General features: G+C 73.0%; 10 protein-coding genes. 4 read left to right on the forward strand and 6 right to left on the reverse strand.

The features are described from left to right. Positions 1-149 precede the first annotated feature (149 nt). On the forward strand, positions 150-1,736 hold the full coding sequence (locus M8316_RS09510) for a DUF1800 domain-containing protein (RefSeq protein WP_250054055.1): 1,587 nt from the start codon (positions 150-152) through the stop codon (positions 1,734-1,736). Further along, a complete protein-coding gene (locus M8316_RS09515) occupies positions 1,733-3,049 on the forward strand; it encodes a DUF1501 domain-containing protein (protein ID WP_250054057.1) in 1,317 nt (438 codons plus the stop codon). The genes M8316_RS09510 and M8316_RS09515 overlap by 4 nt, the downstream gene beginning before the upstream one ends. Before the next feature lie 23 nt (positions 3,050-3,072). Here M8316_RS09515 and M8316_RS09520 read toward each other — a convergent pair whose 3' ends face one another. Genes M8316_RS09520 through M8316_RS09530 form a run of 3 tightly spaced genes read right to left on the reverse strand, consistent with a single transcriptional unit; the run spans position 3,073 to position 6,465 of the window. After that, on the reverse strand, positions 3,073-3,762 hold the full coding sequence (locus M8316_RS09520) for a potassium channel family protein (RefSeq protein WP_250054059.1): 690 nt from the start codon (positions 3,760-3,762) through the stop codon (positions 3,073-3,075). After that, the gene (locus M8316_RS09525) at positions 3,755-5,098 is read right to left on the reverse strand and encodes a TrkH family potassium uptake protein (RefSeq protein WP_250054060.1); all 1,344 of its coding nucleotides are present in this window, start codon (positions 5,096-5,098) and stop codon (positions 3,755-3,757) included. The genes M8316_RS09520 and M8316_RS09525 overlap by 8 nt, the downstream gene beginning before the upstream one ends. 23 nt (positions 5,099-5,121) lie before the next feature. Beyond that, positions 5,122-6,465: a TrkH family potassium uptake protein gene (locus M8316_RS09530; RefSeq protein ID WP_250054062.1), complete on the reverse strand. Its 1,344-nt coding sequence runs from the start codon at positions 6,463-6,465 to the stop codon at positions 5,122-5,124. 95 nt (positions 6,466-6,560) lie between these two features. Between M8316_RS09530 and M8316_RS09535 the strand changes: the two genes are divergently transcribed. Next, the gene (locus M8316_RS09535; RefSeq protein WP_250054064.1) at positions 6,561-7,133 is read left to right on the forward strand and encodes a dienelactone hydrolase family protein; all 573 of its coding nucleotides are present in this window, start codon (positions 6,561-6,563) and stop codon (positions 7,131-7,133) included. A 162-nt stretch (positions 7,134-7,295) separates the two neighbouring features. Here M8316_RS09535 and M8316_RS09540 read toward each other — a convergent pair whose 3' ends face one another. The 3 genes from M8316_RS09540 to fabG all read right to left on the reverse strand — a co-directional run bounded on the left by M8316_RS09540 (position 7,296) and on the right by fabG (position 9,344). After that, a complete protein-coding gene (locus tag M8316_RS09540) occupies positions 7,296-8,057 on the reverse strand; it encodes a DinB family protein (protein ID WP_250054066.1) in 762 nt (253 codons plus the stop codon). 70 nt (positions 8,058-8,127) lie between these two features. Next, positions 8,128-8,529 (reverse strand): YccF domain-containing protein, encoded by a 402-nt coding sequence (locus M8316_RS09545; RefSeq protein WP_250054068.1) that lies wholly within the window; start codon positions 8,527-8,529, stop codon positions 8,128-8,130. Between the two features lie 50 nt (positions 8,530-8,579). Beyond that, positions 8,580-9,344 carry a 3-oxoacyl-ACP reductase FabG gene (fabG, locus tag M8316_RS09550; protein ID WP_250054069.1) on the reverse strand — a complete coding sequence of 255 codons (765 nt, stop codon included), beginning with the start codon at positions 9,342-9,344 and terminating at the stop codon, positions 8,580-8,582. Positions 9,345-9,570: 226 nt separating this feature from the next. On the opposite strand from fabG, the gene M8316_RS09555 reads away from it, so the two are divergent. Further along, on the forward strand, positions 9,571-11,550 hold the full coding sequence (locus M8316_RS09555; RefSeq protein ID WP_250054070.1) for a fibronectin type III domain-containing protein: 1,980 nt from the start codon (positions 9,571-9,573) through the stop codon (positions 11,548-11,550). Positions 11,551-11,662: the final 112 nt, after the last annotated feature.

Below are 11,662 nucleotides of genomic sequence, written 5' to 3' on the forward strand. Positions count from 1 at the left end.
CCTCACCCGGAGTAAGGGGACGGCTCGGCTGTGAAGAAACCATGAAGGTCCGTCAAAGGCCCCCGGGGGTATTCGGTGGACCGGACCATCTCCTACGACAGGAGCACGGGGCCGTCCCGCGCACCACGACCCCGCTGGAGCTCCCCGCCGTGGACCAGTACTCGGACCAGACGCAGGACCGCACGCAGCCGGACGCACCCGACGCCGGCCTCGCCACGATCTCCGGCCGCACCACCGACGAGACGCTCGCCCCCTACGCCGCGAAGGAGTCGAGCACCGCGGTGACCGCGAGCACCAGCGCGCGACCGGTCGCCCTGCCCTCGGCGGCGGGCCGCCACGTCCTCAACCGCTTCAGCTGGGGCATCACCCCCGGGCTGGCCCGCGCCGTGGCCGGCGGCAAGCACCTGGCCTGGTTCGACGCCCAGCTCGCGCCGGCGCGGATCAAGGACGGCCCGGGCTCGCGCGCCGACCGCTGGTGGCCCGACCTGCGCCGCACGCCGCTGGACCAGTGGATGCGCTACCGCGACGGCACCAAGTCGAACTGGGACATGTACTACGAGCACGGCCAGTGGGTGATGGCCAAGCGGCTGCTCTCCCACCGCCAGCTGCTCGAGGTGATGACCGCCTTCTGGGAGAACCACCTGCACGTGCCGCTGACCACGGACGGGCACTTCGTGTGGCGGCCCAGCTACGCACGCCTCATCCGCAAGCACGCCCTCGGACGCTTCGACCAGATGCTCGCCGAGGCCACCCTGCACCCCGCGATGCTCTGCTACCTGGACGCGGCGATCTCCACCAAGATCGCGCCCAACGAGAACCTCGGCCGCGAGCTGCTCGAGCTGCACACGGTCGGCGTCGGCCACTACAGCGAGCGCGACGTGAAGAGCTCCGCCGCGATCCTCACCGGCTGGCGGGTCGACATCAACGACACCTGGCAGCGCCTCTACGTGCCGGAGTACCACGCCACCGGCGCGGTGCGGGTCGGCTCGTTCCGCAGCGCCAACCGCAGCAGCGACGGCCGTGCCGTGACCCGCCAGTACCTGCACTACCTGGCTCACCACCCCGACACCGCGCGGCACCTGGCCACCAAGCTGGCCACGGCGTTCGTCTCCGACGACCCGCCGCGCACCCTCGTGACGCAGCTGGCCAAGGTCTACCTCGACGCCGACACCCGGATCGCCCCGGTGCTGCGCACCCTGGTGCGCAGCAAGCAGTTCCGTGGCTCCGTGGACGAGAAGCTCCGCACGGTGGACGAGGACCTGCTGGCGACCTTCCGCGCGCTGCGGATGAAGGTGACCGGTCACGTGGACGGCAACTCCGGCACCGGCGTCCTGCGCTCGTGGACGGGCAGCCTCGGCCTGTCCACCGGCTCCTGGCCGGCCCCGAACGGCGCCCCGCTCACGGCCGACTACTACGCCACTCCCCTGCGGGCCCTGGCCTCGGTCTCGGCGCACTGGAGCGTCGCCAACCGCTGGTACCCGACCCAGGACACCGTCTACCGCACGCCCGACTCCTGGCTGCCGGCGCTGCCCGCGACGTTCCGCCAGATCTGCGAGCGCATGTGCCGCGAGCTGCTCTACCGCCCGCTCAACGCCCGGCTCCTGACCGCCATGGCCACCGCCGCCCAGGTCAGCGACGTGGACGAGTCGCTGAACGCCGACTCGATCGTCGTCCGCTACCGCCTCAACGCCATGCTCGCCGCCCTCCTCGACTCCCCGGAGCACTACGCGCGATGACCACGGACACCCAGCACCTCGGCTCCCCCGACTTCCCCGGCACCCCCGGGCCCGACTCCCGCCCCTGCGGCTGCCCCGAGGGCGTCGCGCTGCCCGGCCTGGCCACCTCGCGCCGCGGGCTGCTGCGCGGCGCGGCGCTCGGCGGGCTCTCGCTCAGCGTCGGCGGCGCCGTCGTCAGCCAGGCCCCGATCGCGGCCGCCGCCGAGACCAGCGACCACGCGATCGTCGTCGTCTCCCTGCGCGGCGGCTCCGACGGGCTGTCGATGGTCGTCCCGCACGGCGACCAGAGCTACTACGACGCCAGGCCGAACACCGGCGTCGCGGCCGACCGGCTCCTGATGAAGGACGCGATGTTCGGGTTCCACCCGTCCATGAGCGCGCTCCAGGGCCTCTGGGACGCCGGGTCGCTGGCCGCCGTCCACGCCGCCGGCCTGCCCGTGGCCAACCGCTCGCACTTCTCCGCCATGGAGGAGATCGAGGACGCCGACCCCGGGTCCGCCGCCCGGGTCGGCTGGCTGAACCGGCTCCTGGGCACCGACGCCCTCACCTCGCCGCTCCAGGGCCTCTCGGTCGGCGGCCGCCCGCTCGCCATGGTCGGGCCCGAGCCCACGATGACCGTGGGCGACGTCAACGGCGTGAAGGTCAGCGGCGCCTCCAGCCTGAGCAACAGCGACCCGCGGTTCGGCTCCCTGCGTCAGGCCTGGAAGGGCAGCGTGCCCGGCCCGGCCGCCATGCGCGACGGCATGAGCGCCGCGCTCACCGCGGCCTCGGACTTCCAGGCGGTCAAGGACGTCTCCACCACCGCCACGTTCCCCAACAGCTCGCTGGGTCGGGCGCTGGCGATCGTCTCGCGCACGGTGCGCGCCGACGTCGGCTCCTCGGTGTTCACCGTCGACTCGGGCAACTGGGACATGCACACCGACATCGGCTCCTCCAGCAGCGGCTGGATGGTCAACAACGCCCGCGACCTCGCCGCGAGCATCGCCGCGTTCTTCACCGACCTCGGGGACGCGGCCTCCCGGGTCACGCTCGTGACCATCTCCGAGTTCGGCCGGCGGGTCGCCGAGAACGCCAACCGCGGCTTCGACCACGGCTGGGGCAACGTGATGCTGGTGGCCGGCGCCGGGGTCCGCGGCGGGCAGTACCACGGCTCCTGGCCGGGGCTGGCGACTGGCGTGAACGCCGACCTGAGCGTCACCACCGACTACCGCTCGGTGCTCGCCGAGGTGGTCGCGGCACGCACCGCGGCCTCGACAGCCACGGTGTTCCCGGGGTTCCGGCGCGAGAGCGTGGGGGTCATGACCGGCCAGTGAGCCCGGCCGGACCCCCGGCTGCCTCACGTCATCTCGGAGAAGCGCTCCACCTTCTCGCGCTGCCCGGAGACGATGATGACGTCCCCGCTCTGCACGACCGTCTCGGCAGTCGCGTAGGTGAAGGCCTCGCCGGGTCGCTTCACGCCCACGACGGTCACGCCGTAGGACTTGCGGATGTCCGAGTCCGCCAGCGCGCGCCCCGTCATCCGCTTCGGCGGCTGCGTCTTGGCGAAGGCGTAGCCGTCGTCGATCTCGATGTAGTCCATCATCCGCCCGCGCACGAGGTGGGCCACGCGCTTGCCCATGTCGTGCTCGGGGCGGACGACGTGGTGCACGCCGACCTGGGAGAGGATGCGCGCGTGCGCCTGGCTGATCGCCTTGGCCCACACGTGCTCCACGCCCAGGTTGAGCACCACCGAGGCCGACAGGATGCTGGCCTCCAGGTCGGTGCCCACACCGATGACGGCGCGGTCGAAGTCCTGCACGCCCAGCTGCCGCATGGCCTCCTCGTTGGTGGAGTCGGCCTCCACGACGTGGGTGAGCCGCCCCGCGAGGGACTGCACGGTGCGCGGGTCGGAGTCGATGCCGAGCACCTCGGTGCCCTCCGCGACGAGCTCCAGCGCCAGCGACTTGCCGAAGCGTCCGAGCCCGATGACGACGACACCGCCGGTGTCGACGTCCTTGCGGTTCCAGAACTTGCTCGAGCTAGCCAATGATCGGCCTTCCTTCCGGGTTCTGGTACAGCCGCTGCCGCTCGCGCAGAGCGAGCGCGGAGACCAGCGTGATGGGCCCTAGTCTGCCCACGAACATGAGGATCACCAGCACCATCTCGCCCGCCGCGCCCAGCTGACCCGTGATGCCGGTCGACAGCCCCACCGTGGCGAACGCCGAGGTGGTCTCGAAGAGCACCTGGTGGAGGCTGAAGGGCGTCATCTCGACGAGCGTCATGGTGCCCACCGCGACGAGCGCGACCGAGAGCAGCGCCACCGTGACGGCCTGGCGCATGGCGCGGTCGCCGATCCGTCGTCCGAACGCCTGGACGTCGGCCTCACCGCGCACCTCCGCCCAGATGACGAAGAAGAGCAGCACGAAGGTGGTGACCTTGATGCCGCCCGCGGTGCCGGCCGAGCCGCCGCCGATGAACATGAGGAAGATGGTGCCGACCAGCGTGCCCTCGCCGAGCTGGCCGACGTCGAGGCTGTTGAAGCCCGCCGTCCGCGCCATCACCGAGGCGGTCAGCGACGGCAGCACGCGGTCGTGCGCGGCCAGCGCCCCGAGCGTCTCGGGGTTGCGCCACTCGTTGGCCAGCACCAGCACGAAACCGGCCACGAGCAGCACCGGCGTCGCGGAGAGCACGATGCGGGTGTGCAGCGACCACTCGCGCGCGTGGCGGCGTCGCTTGAGCACCTCGAGGATCACCGGGAAGCCCAGGCCACCGAGCACCACCGCGACGCACAGCGGCAGGCACACCCACCAGTCGGTGGCGAAGCCGACGAGGCTGTCGGACCACAGCGCGAAGCCGGCGTTGTTGAACGCCGAGACGGCGTGGAAGACCCCGAACCAGACGGCCCGCCCGAAGCCGTAGTCGTAGCCCAGCCAGAGCCGGGTGGTGAGGACGACGGCGGTGACCGCCTCGACCGTCAGGCTGGTCGCGGCGACGCCGCGGAGCACGCTGCGCACGTCGCCCAGGCCGAGCGCCTTGGTCTCGGCCGCGGCGTTGAGCCGGGTGCGCAGGCCCATCCGGCGCGAGACCAGCAGCGCGAGCAGCGAGGCCATCGTCATGATGCCGAACCCGCCGACCTGGATCAGCAGCAGGATCACCGCATGGCCGAAGGGCGTCCAGTAGGCGGGCACGTCGACCGTCGAGAGACCGGTGACGCACACCGCCGAGGTGGAGGTGAACAGGGCCGTGACGAAGCCGGCGCCGCCCTCGCCGCTGCGCGAGACGGGCAGCATCAGGAGTGCGGTGCCGACCGCGATGGTCGCCGCGAACCCGGTCACCACGAGCTGTGCCGGGTGTCGGAACGCGCGCTGCGGGATCCGGGCCACGGGACGACGGTAGGGGATGCGGCTCACCCGATCAGCGGGCGGCCCTCCGGGTGCTGGTAGAGCCGCTGCCGCTCCCGCAGCGCCAGCGCCGAGACGAGGGTGACCGGGCCGAGCCGGCCGATGAACATGAGCAGCACGAGCACGACCTCGCCGGCGTCGCCCACCAGGGGCGTGATGCCGGTGGACAGGCCCACCGTGGCGAAGGCCGAGACCGCCTCGAACATCACCTGGTAGATGGGCAGGTCGGTGATCTCGACGAGCACGAACGTGCCGGTCACCGCCCCGGCCACCGACAGCAGCGCCACGGTCAGCGCCTGGCGGGTGGCGCGGTCGCCGATCCGGCGTCCGAACACGTGCACGTCCTTCTCGCCGCGCACCTCGGCGAGGATCACGAAGAACAGCAGCAGGAACGTGGTGACCTTGATGCCGCCGGCGGTCGAGGCCGACCCGCCACCGATGAACATCAGCACCGCGGAGACGAGCAGGCTGCCGTGGTGCATCTCCCCGGTCTCCACGGCGTTGAAGCCGCCGCTGCGGGGCATGACGGCGTGGAAGAACCCCGGCAGGAACCGGTCGTGGACCGGCAGGGCTCCCAGGGTCGCGTCGTTGCGCCACTCGTTGGCCACCATGAAGATCGTGCCGAGGACGAGGAGCAGCACCGTGCCGGTGAGCGTGATCCGCGTGTGCAGCGACCACTGCCGCGGCCGCAGGAAGTGCCGCCGCAGCTCCAGCATCACCGGGAAGCCGATGCCGCCGAGGATGACGCCGCCGGCGATCGGCAGCAGCACCAGCGGGTCGGTGGCGAAGCCGACCACGGAGTTGTCGAAGAGCACGAAGCCCGCGTTGTTGAAGGCCGAGACCGCGTGGAAGACGCCCAGCCACACGGCCTGGCCGAAGGACTCGTCGTAGCCCAGCCAGAACCGCAGGGTCAGCATCACCGCGATGACCGCCTCGATCAGCAGCGAGATGCGGAGGACGCCCTTGACCACCGAGCGGACGTCGCCGAGGTCGACCGCCTTGTACTCGGCGGCGGCGCTGAGCCGCGTGCGCAGGCCCATCTTGCGGCTCACCAGCAGGCCGAGCAGCGACGCCGTGGTCATGATGCCGAAGCCGCCGACCTGGAAGAGCATCATGATCACCACGTGCCCGAACGCGGACCAGTAGCCGCCGGTGTCGACCACGACGAGGCCGGTCACGCACAGCGCGGAGGTCGCGGTGAACAGCGCCGTCGACCAGTCCGCGGAGGTGTCGGAGGCCGTTGCGACCGGCAGGCTCAGGAGCAGCGTCCCGATCCCCACGGCGACGGCGAAGGCCACCACCACGAGCTGCGCGGGGTGGCGGACGAGCTTGAAGGTCGCGCTGGGCACGCCCCGACGGTAGGCGACAACGCCCGATGTCGGAGCCTTCCCCTAGGTTCGTTCACGACACGAGCACACCCCGCCCACCACCTCGGGAGGCCCTCATGGCCGAGATCCTGCTGCTGCACCACGTCTGCGGACTCACGGAGGGGATGGAGGTGCTCGCCGGCCGCATGCGCGCGGCCGGCCACACCGTCCACGCCCCGGACCTGTTCGCCGGAGCCACGTTCCGCACCGTCGACGAGGGCGTGGCCTTCGTGAACACCCTCGGCGACGACGTCCTCACCTCACGGGTGGACGAGGCGGCGTCGGCGCTGCCCGCCGACATCGTCTACGCGGGCGTCTCGCTCGGCGTGATGAGCGCGCAGCGGCTGCTGGGCGCACGCCCGGGTGCGCGCGGTGCGCTCCTGTACGAGGCGTTCATCTCGCCGGAGTGGGCCGGGCCGTGGCCGGACGGGCTCCCGGCCCAGGTCCACGGCATGGAGCAGGACCCGTTCTTCGGGCTGGAGGGGGACCTGGCGGCGGCGCGGGAGGTGTCGGCCCAGCACCCCGAGGTGGAGGTCTTCACCTACCCCGGCTCGGTGCACCTGTTCAGCGACGCCTCGTTGGACAGCTACGCACCTGACGCCACTGAGCTGTTGCTCGAGCGCAGTCTCGCCTTCCTCGAGCGGGTGTGAGCCGGAAGCGGCCGGCCTCCCGACCGGAGTGACGGTGGCGGCGGCCGGGCTGTCCGGAGGGACGGGGCTGGTGCACTGGCACACCCCCAGGCTGCCACCCGAACCTGAGATTCGGCCAACGGGGGGCCGAACGACCCGCCTCGCGCGGGTCGGGACACCCCCTCAGCCGAGCAGAGTGGCCAGGTCGCGCTCCAGGTAGCGGCGGTGGGCCACGTGCTCGCGCAGGACGACGGCGACGCACTGCCGCGCCGTCCGCGTCTCCGGGCCCCAGTCCGGCGCCGGGAGGCCGGTGCGGGAGGTGCCCAGGTCGGCGTCGGTGAGGTCGCCCAGGGCCGCGTCCACGCGCCGCCCCGCGTCCTCGAAGGCCGTGCGCACCGCTGGCCAGGGCGCGCTGCCGAGCGGGTCGAGGCCGAGGGCGCGAGAGCCCTCGAGCCGGTAGTCCTCGGGCAGCAGGCCCAGCGGGTGGAACGGCGCCTCGACCTCGGCCAGCATCCGCCCGATCCAGATGTCCACGGCCGCGACCAGGTGCCGCAGGGTCTGGGCGGCGGACCACTCGCCCCGCACCCGCTGCTCGCGCACCTCCGGCGAGGCCTGCTCGAGCCGCTCCAGGGTGCCCGCCCAGCCGATCCGCACGGCCGTCCAGGCGGCGGTGAGCTGCGCGACGGTGCCGTCGTCCTGGGCCTGGCGCACCGCGGCCCGCTCGGGGTACCGCCGGTCCAGCTCGGCCTCCACGAACGCGGTGACGTCCACCCCGTCGACCCGCACCGGCCCGTCGAAGCGTCCGGCGAAGGGCCAGACCTCCAGGCCGCCCACGAACGCCCCCACCACCCGCAGGCCCCGCAGGTCGGGCTCGACGAGCGTCGCGTCCGAGAGATCGGGCTGGTGCAGCACCTGGCCGGAGAGGTCGAGTCCGTTCTCGCTCATGCGCCCAGCATCACCCGCCCCGGCGGCCGCCGGAAGGCCCGGACGCCCGGCGAGCGACCGGGCCGCCCGCTCAGCGCGGCACGAGCGGCTGGTCGGAGTCCACGATCACGCGCCCGAGCGGCAGCAGGGAGATCGGCACCATCTTGAACGAGCCGATGCCGAGCGGGATGCCGATGATCGTGACGCACAGCGCGATGCCGGTGGTGATGTGCCCGATGGCCAGCCAGAGGCCCGCGACCAGGAACCAGATGACGTTGCCGACCATCGTGAGGGTGTCCCCGAGCGGCCCGGAGTCGCGACGCACGGCCCGGCGGCCGAAGGGCCACAGGGCGTACACGGCGATCCGGAAGGAGGCGATGCCGAACGGGATGGTGACGATCAGCAGGCAGCACACGATGCCGGCGGCGATGTAGCCCAGCGCCATCCAGAACCCGGAGAGCACCAGCCACAGCAGATTGAGGATCAGCTTCACGCGGTGAAGCCTGGCAGACGGGCGGCGCCCTCACGACCCACCCGTGGGGGTCAGATCCCCTCCAGCGCCTCCGGGGACTCCGGCAGCACCTGGCCGCCGTCCACCACGATCGTCTGACCGGTGATGAACCCGGCCTCGTCGGTGGCCAGGAACAGGGCGGCGTGCCCGATGTCGGCCACCGAGCCGAGCCGGCGCTGCGGGATGGAGGCGGTCATGCCCGCCACGTAGTCCTCCCCCATGTCGGCCAGCCCCTCGGTGGCGATGTTGCCGGGCATCACCGCGTTGATGGTGATGCCCTGTGGCGCCAGCTCGATGGCCGCCGTCCGGATGAAGCCGAGCTGGGCGGCCTTGGAGGCGCCGTAGTGGCTCCAGCCCGGGTAGCCGGTGATCGGCCCGGTGATCGAGGAGGTGACCACGACCCGCCCGTGCCCGGAGGCCGCGAGCGCGGGGAGGCAGGCCTGCACGGCGAAGACGGTGCCGTGGAGGTTGGTGCCCATCACCTGGGCCAGGTCGGCCGGCGTCATCTCGGCGAGCGTGGCCGAGGGGAAGATGCCGGCGTTGGCGCACAGGACGTCGATGCCGCCGTGGCGAGCGACGACCATCTCGGCCAGGTCCTGGCACGAGTCCCGGTCGGCGACGTCGGCGGCGAACCACTCACAACCCAGGTCCTCGGCGGCCGCGACCAGCGCCGCCTCGTCCCTGCCGGTGATGGTGACCTTCGCGCCCGCGGCGGCGAAGACGCCCGCGATGCCCTTGCCGATGCCCTTGCTGCCGCCCGTGACCACCACGGACCGACCCTCGACGGGGGTGAACATGCCTGCCTCCTGCGCTCGTGCCTGCTCGCACCGGCATCTCACCAGCGCGCGGAGCCGCCCGGTGTCGCCGAAACCGAAAGGTCACCCTCAGTGGGCAGAGTTCACCGGGCGTTGACAGAGACCCGCGGCAGCGCACAGTGGACCAGTCCGGTCCGCAGGTCCGCGGGTTTGTCGCACGCAACCGTGTGCGCTGTCGATGGGGCGGTGGACGAAGGAGATCACCGACATGGTCCTGCCCCACCGCGCCCCGGCACTCGTGCTGGCGCTCAGCCTGTCCTGCGGCCTGGCCGCGACCCTGGCAGCGGCACCCGCCGGTGCGGGCACCCCGAGCGTGCCCGGCACGGACGGCCCCGGAGCCGGTGGGACCGGGGAGGTCGGCCCCTCGGTCGTCGGCACCACGCTCTCCCGCCGCCAGGCCGAGCACCTGCTGCGCACCGACGACACGGTGCACCTGGACCGGCGCGGTCGCCTGTACGTGGTCGACCCCGTGCCGCCCGCCCCGCCCGCGGACGCCGTCGGCACGGGTGGGCCCTCCCCCGCCGCCCGGGCGAGCGTGGCGGCGCTGCTCGCCCCGGCCGGGGACACCTTCGCCCTGCACAGCCGCCCCGGCGCGGAGCGGACGATCTTCCTGGACGTGGACGGCACCACCCTGGGTGAGACCGCGTGGGGCCTGGCCCGCACGGGCGCGAACCACCCCGCGTGGGACCCGGCGGGCGACGGTGCCGGGTTCAGCGCCACCGACCTCGACGCGGTGCAGAAGGTGTGGGCCTCGGTGGCCGCCGACTTCGAGGCCTTCGACGTGGACGTGACCACGCAGGACCCGGGCAGCGACGCCCTCGTCCGTTCCTCGGCGAGCGACACCACCTACGGCATCCACGTCGTCATCGGCCCCTCCCCCGCCTGGGGCCCGCTGTGCAGCAGCGCCTGCGGCGGCGTGGCCTACGTCGGCACCTTCCCCGAGGTCGGCGGCAGCCACCAGCCCGCCTGGGTCTTCACCCAGGGCACCGGCAACAGCCCGAAGTCGGTGGCGGAGGCCGCCTCCCACGAGGTGGGCCACACGCTCGGCCTCGGGCACGACGGCACCCGCACCAGCGGCTACTACACCGGGCTGGGGCTGTGGGCACCGATCATGGGCGTGGGCTACTACCGACCCGTCACCCAGTGGAGCCGCGGCTCCTACTACGGCGCGACCAACCGTCAGGACGACGTCACCATCCTGCGCACCGTGCTCGGCTCCCCGGCGGACGAGGCGGGCCCGACGTGGGCCCTGTCCGGCACGTTCCCCGAGGACGGCACCGCGCGGATCACCTCGATGCAGGACAAGGACGCGTTCGCGCTGGGCGCGTGCACGGTCGGCAGCAGCATCTCGGTCTCCCCCACCGCCTACGCCTCGAACCTCGACCTGGGCATCACGCTGCGCACCACGCGCGGGCTGCGGCTCACCGGCGCGTACCAGGTCACGACCGCCGGCGACGGCGTGACGGCCGCCGGCACCGGCGCCTCCGTGCTCGTGCCCGCCCCGGCAGCGACGAAGCCGCCGTGGGGCGACCTCGTCCTGGAGGTGACCGGCGCCGCCGAGAGCACGTGGTCACGAGGCGGCTACGACGCCTACGGGTCGATCGGGCAGTACGAGATCGACGCCCCCGGCTGCAACCTCGAGCCCCTGCGGCCCGCGCCGCCGGTCTCCGTGGCCGCTGCCGCCCGCTACGCCGACACCGCGGTGCTGACCTGGGAGGCCGGCACCGGCGGCGACCTGCTCACCACCGGCTACCGGGTCTCGGTCAACGGCGGTACGTGGCGCTCGGTCTCCGCGCGGGCCGTCACGTTCACCGCCACCGGCCTGCGGCCGGGCGCGGAGAACACCGTCGCCATCCGCAGCGTCAACGGCGTCGTGCCGAGCGAGACCGTCGAGGTCACCGTGACCACGCCGCCGCTGCTGCCGCCGGGCGCGCCGGGCTCGGTGACGGTCGTGCCGGGCACGGGCCAGCTGGCCCTCTCCTGGGCCCGTCCGGCCGAGGACGGCGGCGCCCCGCTGCTCGGCTACGAGCTGCGCGTGGGCGGGCTGACCTACCGGCTCTCCTCCGGCGCGACCCGGATGACGGTCTACCGGCTCCTGCCCGGCACGCCCTACGCGATCACGCTGCGGGCCCGGAACAAGGCGGGCTACGGCGACGCGATCACCGGCACGGTGAGCACGCTGCCCTGAACCGTGCGGGCCTGAACGGGGGTGGGTGCGATCACTGGCAGCAGGTGCCAGCGATCGCCCCCCCCCCCCCCGCCCACCACCCCCGGCGCCCCGGCACCCCGGGGGCCCGCGG

The sequence above is a fragment of the Nocardioides bruguierae genome (assembly GCF_023554635.1).
In the GTDB taxonomy this organism is placed as follows: domain Bacteria; phylum Actinomycetota; class Actinomycetes; order Propionibacteriales; family Nocardioidaceae; genus Nocardioides; species Nocardioides bruguierae.